The organism is Paenibacillus sp. FSL H8-0122 (assembly GCF_038005345.1).
GTDB lineage: Bacteria > Bacillota > Bacilli > Paenibacillales > Paenibacillaceae > Paenibacillus_AQ.
Window position 1 is genome coordinate 507669 of record NZ_JBBOTB010000001.1, and the last position, 17862, is coordinate 525530.

The following is a 17862-nucleotide window of genomic DNA, read 5'->3' on the forward strand; positions in this document are numbered from 1 at the left end:
TACGAGACAAAGGGGATAGGCAGATGAGTGTATGGAGCAAGCAGGAGCGTTTTCAGGCGATCTTATCCGGGGAACTTGCGGACCGGCCGATGATCAGCGGATGGCGCCACTTTATTGACAAGGAGCAGAACGCTGAGGACTTGGCGTCGTCTACGATTTCTTTTACAGAGAAATATGATTGGGACTGGGTGAAAATCAACCCGAGAGCGACCTATTTGGCGGAAGCCTGGGGAAATGAGTATAACTTCGCAGATTACCGGACGGTATTTCCGAGACAGCTGACTACGGCAGTTCCGGCAGCCGCGAATCTCTGGGATCTTGAGGTGAAAAAAGCCGCACAAACCCCTTCGCTGCTGGAGCATCTGGAGGCGGTAAGGAAGATCCGCCAGGGCTTGCCGGATACGCCGCTGATTCAGACGGTATTCTCACCGCTCACGGTATTGCTGTTCATAGTAGGACGTTCTGCTTATGTTACGGAGACCGTATTCGGGATTGAGCAGCCGGTGACGCTGGAATCGCTCTTCAAGGAACACCGCGCCGCCGCGCACCATGCCCTGCATGCGATTGCCCTGACCTTGGCTGATTATGTGCAGGAGCTGCGGCAGGCGGGATCAGATGGTCTGTTCTATGCGGTGACAGGCACAGCCCACCCCGGATTATTCGATGAAGCGATGTTCGATGAGCTGTCCAGACCCTATGATTCTATCATTCTGGAGGCAGCGGGCTATGGCAAGAATATTTTACATACCTGCGGTGCTCATGCCCAGCCTGCGAAATTCAATGATTACCGGATTGACGGGATCAGCTGGGATACGGTAGCCGAAGGGAATCCCGGGCTGGACGCCGATCTCAAGGCTACGAAGGTGGGCGGAGTGGATCACGGGCTGTTTGCCGGAAATGATCTGGAGCAGATTGAACAGCAGGCCAAGGAAGCCTTGGCCAAGATGAAGGGTCAGCCGTTTATTCTGTCGCCCAACTGCGCCATTCCGCTGACGGTTACAGACGAGGCATTAGTGCATTTTAAAAACACAGTATTAGGATAGGGGATGAGAGTGATGAGAAAATTACTGGCGGTTCTACTGATTAGTTCGATGGCGGTGCTGGCGGCTTGCGGTAACAATAAGGAAGCGGCAAGCTCCGGGGACAAAAAGGAAATCACAGTCGGATTCGGTGTAGGTACGTATGAGGAGCAGTTCCGGCAATCCATTCTCCCGATCCTGGAAGGAAAAGGGTATACTGTAGATATCAAAACCTTCTCACAGAATATGCAGGTCAACCCGGCCATGAAGGAAGGCTCGATTGACGCGAGTATCTTCCAGAGTACGGCCTATATGGATGCGATCAATAAGGAAATTGGTGCCGATATGGTGGGGATTGCCTATGTTCCGGGCGCTCCGCAGGGGCTGTATTCCGTTAATCACGCGACGCTTGACGATGTGAAGGACGGCACTACCGTCGCGATTCCGAACGACCCGGTGAATCAGGAGCGTGCGCTGCGGATTCTGGAGGAGCTGGGTTGGGTCAAGATCAAAGAGGGCGCCGGGGTAGCGGACTTCAATGTGAACAGCGTGGAGCCGGACAAGTTCAAGATTGACCTGAAGGTGCTGGACCCGGCGCAGATTCTGGTCTCGCTGCAGGATGTTGACTATGGTGTGGTGAACGGGAATTATATCGCTAACGCTCCCGACCGCAAGATTACAGATGCGCTGAAGATTGAGAATACGCCTATGCAGCATAGAATCATCGTATCGGTGAACAAGAAGGACCAGGATACCCAGTGGGCCAAGGACCTGAAGGCTGCCTATGAATCCAAGGAGTTCGAAGAATACATCCTGGGACAGGAGAAATATGCCGGGTTCATTCTGCCGGAGGCCTGGGCCAATAACTAACCTAATCAGGGAGTGAGTGGAAGTGTCAAAAGGCAAGATTCATTTCATTGGCGGCGGGCAGATGGCGGAAGCGATCATCCGGGCCTGCCTGGCAGGCGGTACGCTGGCAGCCGGTCAGATTAGTGTGTCGGATATTAATGAGGGACGGCTGGAGCTTCTAAAAGCCAAATATAACGTAGACACGGATTGCGCGCAGCAAGAGGCCCTCTCCGGCGCAGAGTTGATCGTCATCGCTGTCCGCCCGCAGGATGATCTGGCTGCACTTGGAGCACAGGTTCGCGAGTATGCTGCACCGTCTGCGGTCATTGTATCGATTGTGGCGGGAGTAACAATAGCCCAGCTCGGAGATTATTTCGGAGCAGAACGTCCGATTGTCCGGGTGATCCCGAATACCTTGACCGATACCGGTTACGGATACAGCGGTGTAGCTCTGAATGCTGCCGCTTCTCTGGAGCAGGTGGAAGCATTCCTGCTGGGCTTCGGCAAGGTGCAGGTTCTGGAGGAATCCTATATTGATATCTTCACCGGCTTCGGGGTAGCCGGACCGAACTATATCTATTACTTCATTGAGTCGTTCACGGATGCCGGCGTTCTGGCCGGACTGCCGCGGGAGCAAGCCTGGAAGGTGGCGCTGGAGAATATGCTGGGAGCGGTGGCTATGCTGCAGCAGACCGGACTGCACCCAAGACAACTGCTGGACATCAACAACTCGCCTGGCGGCGTCGGTATGCACGGCTTGTATGAGCTGAACAACAGTGATTTCGCTGCCGGATTGCAGCGGAGTGTACTGGCCGCGGTGAAGCGGACCACGGAGCTGGGAGTGAAGAAGTAATGGCCGTACTGAAATGGGATCACCTTGTACATTATGTGAATGATCTGGACCAGCCGGTTCAGCTCTTCGCGGAGCATGGACTAACAGCCTTCCGGGGCGGATCGCATAAGGATTGGGGAACGTATAACGCCTTGAGTTATTTCGGGCTCACCTACCTGGAGTTCCTCGGGATCGAGAACCTGGAGCTGGCGCGTGCGACCAAGCATAATGTGGTTGTGCGGGATGCCGTCACGCTTTTGCCGGAGCATGAAGTGCTTAGCCGGGTGGTGCTGCGCACGGATGATATTGAAGCTGTTGAGGCAACGCTGAGGCAAGCGGGTTTGTTATTGTCGCCGGTCATTGACGGCCGCCGTCTGGATGATCAGGGCCGGTTGATCGAGTGGCGGATGATGACTATTGACGGCGACTTTCAGGGGCTGGTCTATCCGTTCATTATCCAGTGGAGTCAATCGGATGAGGAGCGGCTGGACAGCCTGAATGCAGCCGGAATCAATCAGCCTCATCCTGCCGGGAAGATGGACATGGCGGGTGCGGTCTTCCGTGTCTCCGATCCGGCCGCTGCCGCCAGTCATTGGAGTGAGTTGTTCGGCATCCCGGTGAGCGGACCTGCGGATGGTTTCGACGGCAGCTACAGCCTTAAGGCAGGAGATCAGCAGATGTTTGAGTTCGTGACAGGCGAAGAGAACCGGCTCAGCCGGATTGTGTTCCGGACGGATTCACCTCAGCTCAAGGGACAGACGCTGACTGTTGGTGAAGGCGAGTACGTGTTTGAATAAATGCAGGACAAGTATATGGGACAGGCTCTTTGCCGCAGTTTGCGGTGGCAGGCCTGTTCTTTTTGTGGTAAAGTTCTACACTAATATAAGGAGAGCGTAAGGAGGTCACAGAGATATGGAATTTGAGACCAGACGTTTGATCATCAGGGAATTCATCGAAGAAGACATGGTGCAGGTACATGAATATGCGTCCGATCCCGTAGTAGTGACGCATTCAATCTGGGGGCCCAATTCACTGGAGGATACCCGCGAATATATCCGCCATACGCTGACATTGCAGCAGGAGGAGCCGCGCCAGGGCTTCGAGTACGCGGTGGTTCTGAAGGAGAACGGGCGGCTGATCGGCGGCTGCGGCCTGCACATTACCGGAGCAGGCCAAGGGGAGATCGGCTACTGCTTCAACCGGTTATACTGGGGACAGGGCTATGCGAGCGAGGCTGCTGCTGTGCTGCTGGACTTGGGCTTTCATAAGCTGGAGCTTCACCGGATCTATGCCACCTGCCGTCCCGGGAATATAAGTTCCGCTCGGGTGATGCAGAAGCTCGGCATGACATACGAAGGGCATCTTAGAGGACATATGTATCATAAAGAGAAGTGGATGGATTCCTATCAATATTCGATTCTGGAGGATGAGTATAAGGCGCGGCATCGGCACGCAGTACTGTAAGGTTCATGGGCAGATGCTGTAGACCGCCAGTTAGGCGGCCCTCTCACTGCAATTGCATTTCCTACACTAGATTTCACTTCATTTCACCTTAAAATGTATTCTGCTGTATTTCGTACATTTGATTTTTGGATGTTGGGTTGGAAATGCCTATTTGCTGAGATTCTGCTGCATGAAGTACAATAGAATGTCTTTTTGGGTGAATTTCAGAGGTATCTATTGTAGGAAATACAACAGAACCAAAAACAGAAAAAATCCAGCAAAAAAAGGGGGGCAATAGCCATGAAATGGCAGCACTGCCCCCGCAGACAGCAAAAAGCACCTGCCTTAAACGGCCAGGTGCTCTTTGCTGTTCTTTAAGCGGCGGTTACAGCGGCATTCCCGCCACTTCATTAATTCTCGCCGCTTCTTCCGGATCAGCGGCGGTCAGCTTCTGATAGACCGCCTGATCCTGGGCGCTTTGCAGTCTCTGTTGAACGGCCAGCAGCCACCGGGCAAGCTCGCGGTTAACAGGGTTGCTGTAGTCCTCACTGAGACCTTGCTTCAGTGTAGCTTCCGCAGCCTGCATGTCCTGCGACATATACTGGATCTTACCAGTATTCAGCAGCAGTTCCGGTGTTATTGTGACGCCCTGCTGCTGTGCATCCTGATCTGCGGCGGCGTAAGTATAAGCATCCAAGCCAGTTTTGAAATACCGCTGCTTGTTAAGGGTCTCCTGGTCCCTGATCTCCAGCTTCCCCTCAGCCGCAGCTTCCTGCGAACGTTTCTGGGCTGCGGCTCCCAGCTCCTGGGACCGGGCAATCACTCCGCTGTACCAGGCGGTCGTCCACAGGCTTCCGCTGTCCGTCAGATCCTCGTAACCGCCCGCAAAGCCCTGCTTCAGTGCAGCGGCTGCGTCCTCCTGGTCTCCAGACAGGTGCTGTACTCTCGCAATGCTCAGACCTATCGTAGGCGTAACGAAGAATTCACGGCCCTGAAGCTGCTCGGGAGGGAGGCTCTTCAGATGCGCAATGCCGTCCGTTACATGTCTGTAGGCGGAGAGTGCGGAAGCGAAATACGTCTGTTGTCCGGTCTCATCCTGCTTGGAGTAAGCTTGCTGTCCAAGGAGGGAAGCCCGGCTGATCAGGCTGGCATACCAGTTGATATCCCACATGAACTTGTCCGCGTTGTCCAGATAGACCTGATAGGCTTCTATGCTCTGGCCCTTCAGGTCATAGTAGCTTGCGAGCTGGGTCAGCAGCTCTTTGTTAGACGGCTCATTCTTCAGTGCGCGGGTCAATACCGCATAGGCCTCGTCCAGGAACTGCTCGTTCTTGGTCTGCTCATACACCTTCTGATCCAGCAGGTACAGGTACACAGCGGATTCCGGGTGGTATGGGCGGATGTTGAGTGCTTTTACGAAAGGGGCCTTGATCTCCTCATAGGACTGGCTCACTTGGATCAGCTTCTTGGCTCTACTAGCTTCAGAGCTGGAACGAATGTAACTCAGAGACAGGAAGAGCAAATAGCCCGTGCCAATGCCCAGTATTGTGAAATACCCCGCTCTGATCCACAGCTTGTTCCACTGAAGACGGAGCGGCTTGCTCTCCATGGCCACGGCCATTCCCCCCAGAGCGAGGAATACGAGCATACCCATGAAGGCAAAACTGAGGTTGAAGTCCAGCAGGCTGTGAACGAGAATCGACAAGGCGATAATAAGATAGAAGAATCCGTTGCTATAGTCATCGGTCTCCCGTCTCAGGTACTGTCTGCTGAATTTGTAGAAGATAAACAGGATGAAGCCCATGAACACCAGGAAGCCTACAATGCCCACCTCAATCAGATATTGCAGGAAGAAGTTATGCACCTGGCGGCTCAAGTAAGGGTTGTTCTGATAATGCTCATAGAGTGTGGCCCAGCCGCCTCCGCCAGTGCCAAGTACCGGATAATCCTTGACGACCTTCATGGCATCCTGATAAAAGGTAAACCGTTCCAGGACACTGTGCTGCCTGAAATTGATATTCTCCAGGCGTGTTCCGATATTCGCCGGGAGGATATTGCGAGCGCTGGTGCCGATGAACAGGAAGGCGATGATCGCAACGCCAGCCACCGAAACGGCAGGAATCCATAATCCGCTCATGCGGCGGGCTTCCAGTCCGCCGAGCTTGCGGCTCAGATAAGGTGCCAGGTAACGCTGAACCACCAGGCAGAGCACGCCTGCACAGGCAGATGCTCCCAGCAGATAGCCCCAGCCTTTAAGGGCAGCAGACGAGTTGAACTCCGTATTCAGCTCCAGGCCAAGTCTCGTGACCGGGCTGGTAATCAGCAGAGAGAATAGGCCGGCAATCGCAAGATGGACAATCCACAGAATCTGCTGCACAGGCTTCAGGAAGAGCAGCAGGAGGATGAAGACCACCGGCAGCAGCACCAGTCCGCCACGGGATAAGGTAAGCAGCAGCGAGACGATGATAGGCACCAGCATGAAGCCGTGCAGCAGCTGCCCGGACCATTTGCGGGAGCGGATCAGCGCGAAGACGGCCACGAACAGAAACGCCATCAGGAAGGCTGCATATGTATTGGCATATTGGAAAATGGAGGTCAGACGCAGGCCGTTCGAGTCGGTCATTACCGCTTCGCTATACCTGCCGCTCCATACAGTCTTCGAGAACCAGCCCACCAGGCTTCCAGCCAGCTTCCAGCTTCCGAGCCAGTTGAGCAGTCCAAAGCCTACGATCAGGTAAGCGAGGGTAAGCACGCCATGCTGGACGGCGGAATTGAGCCGCTTGTGCCGGAGCAGAAGGATGCTGATGATGAAGACTGCGGCATAGGTGAACTGGGTGAACAGCATGTTCATCGCCGAGTACCGGGAAGCTGCGCCGAATAGCGACAGGGCATAGGTTACGGGAAGCAGAATGGCCGCTACGGTGAGCAGATCACGCTGTCCCTCCAGCCGGAAGGATCTGAAATACAGGACGGCAGCGGCCAGCAGGAGCAGACAGCTTAATAAGGCGGCAACATAAATGGGCTTCTCGAAATCCGCCGTCATTCCGTTGAACAATCCGATCTGAAAAGCGGACCAGCCCAGGAACAGCAGGAACGCAGCGCAAAGCATCCAAGCCGCCCCTGAAAGCTTGTCCGTAGCTTTGACAGAAGCCGCCTGTTTTCCGTACACAGGTTTCGACACGATAGAATCTCCTTTTTCAAAATAGTAGGTCTTCCAATTTATTGCACATACATATTACGGATATAAAGTGAAAAAGTTGTTGTCTGAACGGAAATTTCAAAGATTGGAGTATCTTGCAGAAGAGAAAGGGAGCGAAAAAGTGGGGAATAGGCCGGAACCTGCTCAGCGAATGAAGCCGTCTGTCCGCACAGGCCAGCCTGACGCAATTTTCATAGAATATGGTAACGGGGCGAATCTATGAATCGTGTAAGAATGACGCTTAAGAGTTCCGCCCGAAGGCAGCAATGACGGCAGGGGAACGCGCAATCCGCTTCCTGGGCCACTGCTGCCGGGAACATGCTTCAGGCGGGGATAATAAATTTCAGGTTAATCATGAACACGATCAGGGCGGAGGCCCCCAGGGAAAAGGCGATGCAGCCGGCACCGAGCACTCTGCGTCGGTCCTTGATGAATTTGAAGCCAAGCGCACAGACGAGTATTGTCGTTCCTGCCAGTACAACAGACATGCCGATCATCGCAAACCAATACAGGATTTCAAAAAACTCAGCCATTAGGAAACCCTCCCTTTCAGGCAATAATACAACGAATTTTAAAGGTTTTCCAGTCAAATGTACCAGGGACATAAGGCCCCGCAGCCATATGCCCTTTTTTGCTCTGGCCAGCTATACCACGGACAATCATACAGGAGGGCAAGGCCTTTTGTGAGTAATCTATAGGGTAGGCTGGGAATGCGAAAGGAGAGGGCAAATAATGGCGGGGAGAGAACTGGCAAGCAAGCTGCTGAAGACGGCGGCGCTGCTTAGCGATTCACGGGTTGCCGGTTACATTCCGAGAACGCGGGAATATAGTGCTGCCGGATTGTCCGCGATGCTTGGTAGATACGGCAATGTTGTCATCAAGCCGGTTGTAGGCGGAGGAGGATATGGTGTCATCAAGGTGTTCCGGGATCATAGGGGGTACGGCTTCACGTATATGAAGAGCACACGTATCTATGGAGACTTCACTTCTATGCGCCAGGCACTGGACAGATTCAAGGTGAAACGGAAATATTTGATCCAGCAGGGAATTTCCCTTGCACGGATCTCCGGGCGTCCGATTGATTACCGGGTCAAAGTAGTGAAGAACGGCGAGCACTGGGAGTTCCGATCTATGGTCGGGAGAGTAGCCCGGCCGGGCTTGTTCGTTACGAATCTCTGCAAAGGAGGAACGATGCTCAGCTGCCGCCAGGGACTGCGAAGATCATTGCCAAGAGTAGGGACCTCATCCAAAAAAGCGGAGATGCGCAGGCTGACCTTAGTCTGTACCGAGCTGCTGGAGCGGCATTTTCCGGGGATCGGTGAACTGGGCTTCGACTATGCTGTAGATCATCGGGGAAAGATATGGATTCTGGAAGTAAATACAAGACCAAAATGATTAATAAAATTTTTATATTTGACGATAAATACAGTAATAGGCTAATATTGCGTTTAGTTGTTTAGATTTTGAGGTAATACAACAAGAAATATCCCAGCCAATTATGAACATTCTAAAAAAGTTTTTGTGTGGAGATGTCAGGTTTCAGCCCTGTGTATAACTGTTATCCCCATAGTCCACTGTGCAATTGCTGACATTATAACCCTTACTCACATATTATACACAGGATTTCCACAGCAGCTTGTGGATAATGAGAACGCTTGTTCGAATAATGATAGTTTGCTATGATAGATTCAGATCCAAATAAAGGAAAGGTAGGTGAACGTTATGGTTGAATTGTCGGATGAGATGCTGCTAGACTCTTATCACAGAGCGATAGAGCTGCATTTGGAGCATGATTTCATCGCCCTGCTTCTCGCTGAAATTCGCAAACGGAACTTACACTCTCCAGACCATGCGGTTCTTCATTAAAGATCAGAGCACATCCTGCAGCATTGGACTTCATTAACCGCAAGCATCAAGGAATAGGGTATCTTTTCAAGTTGAGGTGGAATCAACCTGAAAGGATACCCTTTTATTATGGCTATAAGGTTATAGACAACCTAGAGCTTAAGATTACTGCTGTGTCCCGGAGACAGCTTCGCATCCGGATCAATATACACCTTGGCGTTATTGACTGCTGTCGGCGCTTCTCCGAATCCTACAGCGATCAGCTTCAGCTTGCCCGGATAAGTCGTGATATCGCCAGCGGCGAAGATTCCCGGAATGCTGGTCTCCATGCGGGAGTCAACTACAATGGAGTTGCCCTCAATGCCGATTCCCCACTCGGCAATCGGGCCCAGAGAGGAGACAAAGCCGAAATTGACAATAACGCTGTCTACTTCGATTTCTTGAGTTTCCTTGGTCTTGATATGGGACAAGGTGACCTTGGTAATGAATTCTTCACCGTGAAGCTCAGTGATCTCGGACGGCGTAATCACATTTACCTTAGAGGCCATCAAATTCTCTACACTATGCTCATGCGCACGGAATTTATCGCGGCGGTGAATCAGGGTTACCTGTTCAGCGATTGGCTCCAGCATCAGCGCCCAGTCCACAGCGGAATCGCCGCCGCCGCTGATCAGCACCTTTTTATCCTTATAAGCATTCAGATCATTTACGAAATAATGCAGGTTGGCTTTCTCGAAGCGCTGTGCATCCGGTACCTCAAGACGCCGCGGCTCAAATGCGCCTACGCCTGCCGTGATGATAATGGCTTTGCTGTGATATTCAGCCTTGTCGGTGGTGACGGTGAAATGACGCTCGCCCTGCTTCACAACTGATACGACCTTCTCCTCCAGACGGATATCGGACTGGAACAGCTCCATCTGCCGGGACAGGTTATCCACCAGCTCCTGTGCGGTAATTTTGGGGAAGCCGGCGACATCGTAAATATATTTCTCAGGATACAGAGCAGCAAGCTGCCCTCCGAGTTGGGGCATACTCTCAATAAGGGTTACTGAAGCCTGGCGCATACCGCCGTAAAAAGCGGCAAACATACCGGCTGGACCTCCGCCTATAATCAGCAGATCGCTCATAGGAACGGTTTGCTCTAATGTCACGTAATATTACACCTCCGAGTTGATAGTTTCAATTTGCCATACAAGCGTACCTACTCATTATAAACATAGTCTCACCTGCCTGCAAAGGCTTTGATTTCAATGAAAAATGTGACATTTTGTTGTATGATTATATTTGATTAAAACGATACTAAGGTTTACAATGGATATGGTTATTTTAGAAATCCTTTAAGTTTTATTGGAAATTCTTCTGAATTTAAGTGTATAAATTCACAAAAGAAACCTGATTTTTTTACAAAAAATAACACATAGACAGATTCACCTGTTGGAAGGAGCCGGAACATGAGCAGTATTCCCAAAATCGTTATTCTAGGCGCGGGGTATGGAGGGATTTTGACCGCCCAGCGGCTGCAGAAAGCTTTGAACTATAATGAAGCCGATGTAACCCTGGTTAACCGCCATGAATATCACTATTTCACGACCCATCTGCATATGCCTGCAGCGGGCACGGACAGCATCGAGCATACACGCGTGTCTATCTCCAAATTAATCGATGAGTTCAAGATCGATCTTGTCAAATCCTCGGTGCAGGAGATTCGCACCCAGCAGAAGAAGGTTATTCTGGAGGACGGAACGCTCTCGTATGATTACCTCGTGATTGCCCTTGGCGGTGAGCCTGAAACGTTCGGGATTCCGGGACTCGACAAATATGCGCTGACCATCCGCAGCATCAACTCTGTGCGGCTGATCCGGGAGCATATCCAGTACCAGTTCGCCAAATACAAGAATGAGAATAATGCACAGGAGCATATCAACTTCGTCATTGGCGGTGCGGGCTTCAGCGGGATTGAATTTGTAGCGGAGCTGGCTGACCGGATCCCTGCACTATGCAAAGAATTTGATGTCGATCCAAGCATGGTCAACATCTATAATATAGAAGCTGCGCCTACGGCTCTGCCGGGGTTCGCGCCTGAGCTGGTTGAGCATGCCATGACTGTACTCACCAAGAAGGGTGTAACCTTCAAGATGGGCGTAGCGATCAAGGAATGCCTGCCTGGCGGCGTGATTCTGGCCACGGGTGAAGAGATCAAGGCTTCCACAATTGTATGGACCGGCGGTATCCGCGGGAACCGTCTGATCGAGGCTGCCGGCTTCGAAGCGATGCGCGGACGGGTGAAGGTAGACGAATATCTGCGGGCTCCGGGACATGAGAACATCTTCATCATTGGTGACGGCTCCCTCATGATTAATCCGGAAGGGCGTCCTTACCCGCCGACGGCACAGATTGCCATGCAGCAGGGAGAATGCTGTGCGCATAATCTGGTAGCGGCCATCCGCAGCCAGCAGCCGAAGAAATTCGCCTTCAGCAACAAGGGGACCGTAGCTTCGCTGGGTAAAGGCCAGGGAATTGCCGTAGTCGGCGATAAGACATACAAAGGCTGGACAGCGGCACAGCTGAAGAAGGTTGTCGATATGCGTTACCTGCTCATCATCGGCGGCATCCCGCTCGTCCTCAAGAAGGGAAGATTCCTCTAAGATGCGCCACTGCAGCGTGCAAGTACGCGGACTGCTGACGCGCGAGGAGCTGGACCGCTATAATGCTCTGATTGAGGTAGGCTCTTATCTGGAGGATCAGACGCGGTATGATCTGGCCTACAATATCCAGAAGGAAATCGATATTCTCATTCTTCCGGCCATCGAACGCCTGAAGGATAAGGGCCGCGCGCGTGACCGGGCGACGGCTGAATATCTGGAGAGTCTGCGTGACGGGGATGAGGACAAAGCGGACGAGGACGATAAGGAGCCTTCGGCATAAGCGGTGTGGTATAGTGGAAGCAGAAAAGACGTACAATGCAAAGAGAGCCGTGCTTGCAACACGGCTCTCGGGTGCAATAGCCGCTTTTAAGGGCGGTAGGCCTCGGACAAATAGGATACGACAAATAGACCGCATACCTTTGCTAGAGGGGGGCGGTCTATTTGCGTTTATGCTCTTACAGCTTCAGCATCTCCTCGAACGATTCTTCGTTCAGCAGGTTGCCGACATAGAAGGGGCCGAACTCGCCGTAGCGGGCGCTGACTTCATCGAAGCGCATCTCGTAGACGAGCTTCTTGAACTGCAGGGCATCCTCGGCGAACAGAGTTACGCCCCACTCCCAGTCATCGAAGCCGACGGAGCCGGTGATAATCTGCTTCACCTTGCCGGCATAGCCGCGTCCGATCAGGCCGTGCGAATACATCAGCTCCCGGCGTTTCTCCATATCCAGCATGTACCAGTTGTCGGCCAGCTCACGCTTCTTGTTCATCGGGTAGAAGCAGATATGCTTCATTTGCGGCAGTACAGGCTTCAGCCGGGCAGCCACATGCGGGTTCTGCATCGGGTCACTGCCGTCTCCGGCGCTTCCTCCTGCGGCGTAGTTGCTGAGCTCAACAATGCTTACATAGGAGTAGGCCTTCGTTGTATATTGGGCAAAGGCGATTTTGTTAAAAGCGGTCTCCAGCGCATTCAGCGCCTCCAGACTCTCTCTCAGAAACATCATCACGAAATCTGCCTTCTGGCCTACGATGGAATAGACGGCAGTGCTGCCCTCCTTCGCTTCCTCGACAGGTCCCCACTCCTGCATGAAGGCATGCAGCTCCTCCAGGGCCACTGCCCGTTCCTCGTCATCGGCTGCCGTCCAGGCTGTCCAGTTCAGCGAGCGGAAGTCATGCAGCGCATACCAGCCTTCCAGTGTCAAAGCGGCTTCGTTCAAGTTGTTCACTCCTTATAGGTTATCGGTGGAATATCCTCGCGTAAAATCTTCTTTGTCCGCATACCTTAAATATGTATGAACATAGGTCGGGTGCTATTTGCATTGTAGCGCAGCGGGCGGCAGAGAGCAAACGCCGAGGCCCCCATTCACGCGAATTCCGGTATGTAGCACGATAATGTTCATTGCTTCGCTACATTTTTTCTAGTAAACTTACTATTATATAAGCTTGGGTGTGCGGTTCTTTATAGAGAGAGGGGATGGCGGTACGATGGGCTTTATTCCGGTGTTTGTTCTGGCCGTTTTATTCTTTGTGATGATGTTCGGCATTGGCTTCATTCTTAACATGCTGATGAAGACTACCTGGTTCCCTGCCTATCTGTTCGTCATTGTCATTCTTCCGGTGGTGGTCTATTCCATCTGGGACCGGAGCGCGATGTCCCTATGGGAGCACCTCTCTACCTTCCACATTGTGGATTATCTTACCGGCATAGCCGGTCTTGCCGGGGCAGTTCTGAGCGGCTGGACGATTCAGAAGCTGCGGCTGGGCGGATACAAAATGTTCTAAGCGCTGCCTGAAGGGCGGTACAACAAGAAACGGCTAGTCTCCTGTAATGGGGGGGGAGCCGTTTTTTTCTTTTCCGCCAGAAAGCCCAAGAATTCATCTTTATTTTACATTTCCGGCCGGGTGTTTTGTGATAGAATAGAAATCTATATGATTTGGTATAGAAGAGGGGGAGGTAACCGCAGATGCGTATGAGCAACCTGCATCATTTCACTGAACATCACCGGTACTGCGTGTCCCGCGAATTCGGTCTAAGCCAGCTGGACGGACGTATGCTGGGCTCAGTCTATCAGCCAATGGTAGGTGCGTTCGCCATCAGCCTGTACAGATTGCTGTTCGAGCATATTCCGGCTGAATCTATCGGTTACTCCGGTGTGGAGCAGCAGCGCAGGCTCTTTATGACCCTGGGTGTTGAACCCAACGAGAAGGGCCGTAAATATATGGTAGACCAGGCTTCCCGGCTGGAGGCGGTTGGACTGCTGCAGACCTGCCGGCTGTATGCCGCGGAGAACGATGATTATATGTACGAATACGAGTTAATGCCGCCGCTGTCGCCGGCTGATTTCTTTGCAACCCAGCATCTGACGCTGCTGCTCCGGGATAAGATCGGCAAGTTCGCTGTGCTGTCGCTGCGTGAGCAGTTCTGGCACCGGGAACCCGAGGAATGGAGCGGGCGGTCGCTCGGGAAAGAGAATATTTCACTGCCCTTTTATGATATTTTTGAGCTGAATACCCATGTCATCGACTATGAGCTGGAGCAGGCCTTGGCCGAGGTAGCCTCCGTGCGTCAGCCCGGCACCACCCAGGACGCTGATTCGAATATAGCCTACAGCGATATTATCCTGCGCTTCCCGCGTGAATCGGTGAACCGTGCGCATGTTGAAAAGCTGCGTTTTGACCATAACCAGATGGGTGTCATTAATTATGTGGCCCGCAAATACGAGCTTGGCCCGCAGGATGTATGCCGTCTGCTGGATGAGGATGATGTCTTCACGCCGGACGGAGAGGTGATTCTGGATACGCTGCAGTACAAGGCGAGCCAGCATTTCCGTCAGGATAGGAAGCGCCAGGAGAAAAGAGAGATTGCTGCCGCCAAGGTAGTGTCGCTGCGCTCCGCCGCTGAGGAAGAGAGTGATCCCTCCGCAGTGCCGGTGGAGCAGGCTGTCGAAATGGAGTTCTATGTAGAAGTCCCTCCGCAATTTCTGTCCAAATGCGACATTCACCAATATAATATGATGCTGCGCAACGAGCCTTATACACGGCTATTGCAGACGTTCTTCCCGGGGGCGGTTCCGGGCCAGCTGATGGATATTTTCGAGAAGATTGATCTGAACTATAAGCTCAGCGGTGAAGTAATCAATGTACTGATCCATTATCTGATGACGATGGTGGCTTCCGGCGGCGATCAGCGGATGAACCGCAACTTCGTGGAGGCGATTGCCTCCAATATGCTGGTGAAGCAGGTGAATACTTACGAGAAGGCCGTGCGCTATATCCGCGACCAGTCCAAGGTGAAGGGCAAGGGGGCGGCTTCCGCCTCCTCCGGCACTGGCACGACGGGAAGCCGTCCGCGTTCATATACGAAGAGCGGCGGGCGGTCCGGCAAGCAGGAGATTCCGATTGTGCTTGATGACGGCAGCGCCGGAACCGTATCGGAAGAGGAATTCGCGGCGATGATGAAGAAAGCGGCCGAGATCAAGGCCAGCAAGAAAAAAGGCGTTCTGAGAACGCCCTGAAGAAAGTGAGGTGCAGCGATGGAGTCCATGGGCGAAGTGCTGCGTTCGATGAACAACCCCGCTCTGCGCCAGCGCTCCCGTGACCTGGAGCAGACCCTGCTGAACCATCCCCTGGTCAAGGAGCTTCAGGCTGAGCATCCCGAGCTGGACGAGTCCCGGCTGCGGCTGCACTTAAGCCGTCTGTACCAGTATGTCGAAGAGGACCGGCATTGTAAGAACTGCCCCGGCCTGGCGAATTGCCCGAATGATTTCCAGGGGCATTACAGCAAGCTTACCGTAGAGACGGTTAATGGTGTAACGGATCTGTATGAGCGCAAGACACCGTGCAAGCTGAAGATTGCACAGGATAATCAGGATAATGTCCGCAAGCGGATTCGCAGCTTCTATGTGGACGAGCGGGTGTTGAACGGCGGATATGATGAGATGGATATTATGGGCAAGGACCCCCGGCGGGCCTCAGCCGTGAACAAAATATTTGACTATATAGCAACAGTGCGGGCAGAGGGCCTGACTTCGCGGGGCATTTATTTGCAGGGCAGCTTCGGGACCGGAAAAACCTTCCTGATGTGCTATCTGCTCCATGAGCTGGCGATCTCGGGCTACAGCGGCGTGATTGTCTATATGCCGGATTTCATCGAGGAACTGAAGCTGATTATGATGGATAACCAAAAGCTGAAGGAAATGGTCGATACGATGAAGAATTGTGATCTGCTCATCTTCGACGACATCGGAGCCGAGAATCTCAATCCCTGGGCGCGTGACCATGTGCTCGGAGCGATTCTGAATTACCGGATGAACCGTAAGCCGACCTTCTATACCTCGAATTATCCGCTGGACGGGCTGGAGAAGCATCTCAGCATCACCAGCAAGGACGGGGAAGAGCTCTACAAGGGCCAGCGGCTGATGGACCGGATTGCCCCGTTCGTAGAGGTGATTCCGCTGCATGGGGAGAACCAGCGCGGCAGGGCCAGAGGGTAATGAATAGAAAAAGGGTCCCAGTCGATGTGATGGCTGGGGCCCCTTTTTACTGTTATGTGAAGAGTTAGCCGGATTTAGCTGGCGCTGAATTTCCACCAGTTGATATTGAACAAATATCCGCTGCCGCCTGTGAATTTCAGGTAAAGGTCATGAGTCCCGCTTGCCCCACTGACCGTGCAGGTCTTGGTCACCCAGCTCTGCCAGCCCCCTGTATTCTGCACTGCACAGGTGCCGACCAGTGTTCCAGTCGGACTGTCCAGCCGCAGCTCAATATTACCGCCGCTGCCTGCTGACGCTACCCGGGCCTCGAAGCCGGAAGCTCCGGCGCCGAAGTTCACATTTTTGATTTTGAGATAATCGCCGTGATCGATGAAACCGACATTCATTCCCCCGTCCGTATCTGAGGTGGTCTCGGTCTCTACCCCGGCCGCCCATGCACTGGTCTCGGCTTGCGTTCTGACATAGGGGTTAAGGGTGGCGATGGGCTGCGGCCCGGCGGTTGTCATGTTGATGACCGGGAAGCTTCCGTCTGCGTTGTAGGTGAATTGCTCTACCCCCACTGACCGGGTAAAGCCGCCCCCGCCAGGCAGCGCGCCATTGTGATAAAAGAAATAAGAGCGCCCTTTGAAGTCGATGATGCCCGGGTGATTCGTGAAACTCCCGCCTTGGGTAGGCATAATGATCCCTCTGTACTTCCACGGGCCGGTAGGCGAAGAGCTGGTAGAATAGGCGATATTCTCTGGAATACCGCTTGCGGCGTAGACCATGTAGTATAAGCTGCCGCGTTTGTAGAACCAGGGTCCTTCTTCGTAGAGGGTTGGTCTGTCAGCATTCCCGTTTCGCACACCGAAGCTGTCTGTGGTCATAGGTACCTGGACAATCCCTGTGCTCTGGTTGTAGGAGATCATATCCGGGTTCAGCTTCACATACTTCAGTGTCGGATTCCCCCAGTAGAGATAGGCCTGGCCGTCACTGTCTACATATACCGTAGGATCGATGTCGCCCCAGCTGCTGGAGACGAGCGGTTTGCCGATAGCGTCCACGAACGGGCCGGTCGGGCTGTTAGCAACGGCGACGCCGATGGCGGGCCGTCCGAGCGAAGTGCTTTTTGCCGTGACATAAAAGTAGAATTTGCCGTTGCGCTCAATCACCTGGCTGGCCCAGGCTTCTCCGCTCGACCAGCTGAACGCCTTGTAGGATAGCGGTGACCCGTGATCGGTCCAGTTCGCCATGTCCTTGGAGGAGTAGACCCTCCAATCATTCATCGTATAGTAGGTCGAGTTGTCTTCGTCATGTCCGGTGTACAGGTAGACCGTATCATTGTATACAAGCGGGGCCGGGTCTGCCGTGTAGATGGTCTGTACAACAGGGTTGTCAGCGAACGATACCGGGGAATACAGCGCAGAAGCCAACAAGCCTGCGACAGCAAGGCTGACAAGCTTTTTCATTCTTCCTTCCTCCTCAAAATAGAGTATAAGAGCGCTTTCGCATACAGAGTAACACGGCTCCTGTGAAACAAAAATGTGTTTTCTTTTTATTA

The 17862-nt window shown here is 53.0% G+C and carries 17 protein-coding genes; 12 read left to right on the plus strand and 5 right to left on the minus strand.

The features are described from left to right. Positions 1-23 precede the first annotated feature (23 nt). The 5 genes from NSS64_RS02325 to NSS64_RS02345 all read left to right on the plus strand — a co-directional run bounded on the left by NSS64_RS02325 (position 24) and on the right by NSS64_RS02345 (position 4164). Positions 24-1043 carry a uroporphyrinogen decarboxylase family protein gene (locus tag NSS64_RS02325; protein ID WP_341139085.1) on the plus strand — a complete coding sequence of 340 codons (1020 nt, stop codon included), beginning with the start codon at positions 24-26 and terminating at the stop codon, positions 1041-1043. Between the two features lie 12 nt (positions 1044-1055). Then, positions 1056-1889, plus strand: a complete 834-nt coding sequence (locus tag NSS64_RS02330; RefSeq protein ID WP_341139086.1) for a MetQ/NlpA family ABC transporter substrate-binding protein — start codon at positions 1056-1058, stop codon at positions 1887-1889. 22 nt (positions 1890-1911) lie between these two features. Further along, a complete protein-coding gene (gene proC, locus NSS64_RS02335; RefSeq protein WP_341139087.1) occupies positions 1912-2721 on the plus strand; it encodes a pyrroline-5-carboxylate reductase in 810 nt (269 codons plus the stop codon). Then, positions 2721-3497 carry a VOC family protein gene (locus NSS64_RS02340; protein WP_341139088.1) on the plus strand — a complete coding sequence of 259 codons (777 nt, stop codon included), beginning with the start codon at positions 2721-2723 and terminating at the stop codon, positions 3495-3497. The genes proC and NSS64_RS02340 overlap by 1 nt, the downstream gene beginning before the upstream one ends. A gap of 115 nt (positions 3498-3612) precedes the next feature. Continuing rightward, entirely contained in the window at positions 3613-4164 is a 552-nt protein-coding gene (locus tag NSS64_RS02345; RefSeq protein ID WP_341139089.1) for a GNAT family N-acetyltransferase, read from the plus strand. A gap of 364 nt (positions 4165-4528) precedes the next feature. On the opposite strand, the gene NSS64_RS02350 is transcribed toward NSS64_RS02345, so the two are convergent. Together NSS64_RS02350 and NSS64_RS02355 are read right to left on the minus strand one after the other, a co-directional pair. Beyond that, positions 4529-7324 (minus strand): O-antigen ligase family protein, encoded by a 2796-nt coding sequence (locus NSS64_RS02350; RefSeq protein WP_341139090.1) that lies wholly within the window; start codon positions 7322-7324, stop codon positions 4529-4531. 341 nt (positions 7325-7665) lie between these two features. Continuing rightward, a complete protein-coding gene (locus tag NSS64_RS02355) occupies positions 7666-7875 on the minus strand; it encodes a hypothetical protein (RefSeq protein ID WP_036701644.1) in 210 nt (69 codons plus the stop codon). 199 nt (positions 7876-8074) lie between these two features. On the opposite strand from NSS64_RS02355, the gene NSS64_RS02360 reads away from it, so the two are divergent. Both NSS64_RS02360 and NSS64_RS02365 read left to right on the plus strand, forming a co-directional pair. Next, complete coding sequence (locus NSS64_RS02360; RefSeq protein WP_340938320.1) at positions 8075-8737, plus strand: YheC/YheD family protein; 663 nt, start codon at positions 8075-8077, stop codon at positions 8735-8737. Positions 8738-9064: 327 nt separating this feature from the next. Continuing rightward, on the plus strand, positions 9065-9208 hold the full coding sequence (locus NSS64_RS02365) for a sporulation histidine kinase inhibitor Sda (protein WP_036721967.1): 144 nt from the start codon (positions 9065-9067) through the stop codon (positions 9206-9208). A 131-nt stretch (positions 9209-9339) separates the two neighbouring features. On the opposite strand, the gene NSS64_RS02370 is transcribed toward NSS64_RS02365, so the two are convergent. Then, on the minus strand, positions 9340-10314 hold the full coding sequence (locus NSS64_RS02370) for an NAD(P)/FAD-dependent oxidoreductase (protein ID WP_340944420.1): 975 nt from the start codon (positions 10312-10314) through the stop codon (positions 9340-9342). A 324-nt stretch (positions 10315-10638) separates the two neighbouring features. Between NSS64_RS02370 and NSS64_RS02375 the strand changes: the two genes are divergently transcribed. Next, entirely contained in the window at positions 10639-11832 is a 1194-nt protein-coding gene (locus NSS64_RS02375; RefSeq protein WP_173131751.1) for an NAD(P)/FAD-dependent oxidoreductase, read from the plus strand. 1 nt (position 11833) lies between these two features. Then, positions 11834-12112, plus strand: coding sequence for a hypothetical protein (locus tag NSS64_RS02380; protein WP_341139091.1), 279 nt, complete (start codon positions 11834-11836; stop codon positions 12110-12112). 175 nt (positions 12113-12287) lie between these two features. Here the strand turns inward: NSS64_RS02380 and hemQ are convergent, their stop codons facing one another. Then, positions 12288-13046: a hydrogen peroxide-dependent heme synthase gene (gene hemQ, locus NSS64_RS02385; RefSeq protein WP_341139092.1), complete on the minus strand. Its 759-nt coding sequence runs from the start codon at positions 13044-13046 to the stop codon at positions 12288-12290. A gap of 268 nt (positions 13047-13314) precedes the next feature. On the opposite strand from hemQ, the gene NSS64_RS02390 reads away from it, so the two are divergent. The 3 genes from NSS64_RS02390 (at position 13315) to dnaI (ending at position 16322) form a co-directional block, all read left to right on the plus strand. After that, positions 13315-13611 carry a YuiB family protein gene (locus tag NSS64_RS02390; protein ID WP_025707684.1) on the plus strand — a complete coding sequence of 99 codons (297 nt, stop codon included), beginning with the start codon at positions 13315-13317 and terminating at the stop codon, positions 13609-13611. A 182-nt stretch (positions 13612-13793) separates the two neighbouring features. Next, a complete protein-coding gene (locus NSS64_RS02395; protein WP_341139093.1) occupies positions 13794-15344 on the plus strand; it encodes a helicase DnaB in 1551 nt (516 codons plus the stop codon). 18 nt (positions 15345-15362) lie between these two features. After that, complete coding sequence (gene dnaI, locus NSS64_RS02400; protein WP_341139094.1) at positions 15363-16322, plus strand: primosomal protein DnaI; 960 nt, start codon at positions 15363-15365, stop codon at positions 16320-16322. A 74-nt stretch (positions 16323-16396) separates the two neighbouring features. Here the strand turns inward: dnaI and NSS64_RS02405 are convergent, their stop codons facing one another. After that, positions 16397-17770: a glycoside hydrolase family 43 protein gene (locus tag NSS64_RS02405; RefSeq protein ID WP_341139095.1), complete on the minus strand. Its 1374-nt coding sequence runs from the start codon at positions 17768-17770 to the stop codon at positions 16397-16399. Positions 17771-17862: the final 92 nt, after the last annotated feature.

Coding starts and splice junctions, on each gene's coding strand:
- NSS64_RS02405 (WP_341139095.1), bottom strand. CDS start 17,770: ATGAAAAAGCTTGTCAGCCTTGCTGTCGCAGGCTTGTTGGCTTCTGCG.
- NSS64_RS02395 (WP_341139093.1), top strand. CDS start 13,794: ATGCGTATGAGCAACCTGCATCATTTCACTGAACATCACCGGTACTGC.
- NSS64_RS02365 (WP_036721967.1), top strand. CDS start 9,065: ATGGTTGAATTGTCGGATGAGATGCTGCTAGACTCTTATCACAGAGCG.
- NSS64_RS02355 (WP_036701644.1), bottom strand. CDS start 7,875: ATGGCTGAGTTTTTTGAAATCCTGTATTGGTTTGCGATGATCGGCATG.
- NSS64_RS02340 (WP_341139088.1), top strand. CDS start 2,721: ATGGCCGTACTGAAATGGGATCACCTTGTACATTATGTGAATGATCTG.
- NSS64_RS02360 (WP_340938320.1), top strand. CDS start 8,075: ATGGCGGGGAGAGAACTGGCAAGCAAGCTGCTGAAGACGGCGGCGCTG.
- NSS64_RS02390 (WP_025707684.1), top strand. CDS start 13,315: ATGGGCTTTATTCCGGTGTTTGTTCTGGCCGTTTTATTCTTTGTGATG.
- NSS64_RS02370 (WP_340944420.1), bottom strand. CDS start 10,314: ATGAGCGATCTGCTGATTATAGGCGGAGGTCCAGCCGGTATGTTTGCC.
- NSS64_RS02345 (WP_341139089.1), top strand. CDS start 3,613: ATGGAATTTGAGACCAGACGTTTGATCATCAGGGAATTCATCGAAGAA.
- NSS64_RS02375 (WP_173131751.1), top strand. CDS start 10,639: ATGAGCAGTATTCCCAAAATCGTTATTCTAGGCGCGGGGTATGGAGGG.
- dnaI (WP_341139094.1), top strand. CDS start 15,363: ATGGAGTCCATGGGCGAAGTGCTGCGTTCGATGAACAACCCCGCTCTG.
- NSS64_RS02325 (WP_341139085.1), top strand. CDS start 24: ATGAGTGTATGGAGCAAGCAGGAGCGTTTTCAGGCGATCTTATCCGGG.
- NSS64_RS02380 (WP_341139091.1), top strand. CDS start 11,834: ATGCGCCACTGCAGCGTGCAAGTACGCGGACTGCTGACGCGCGAGGAG.
- NSS64_RS02330 (WP_341139086.1), top strand. CDS start 1,056: ATGAGAAAATTACTGGCGGTTCTACTGATTAGTTCGATGGCGGTGCTG.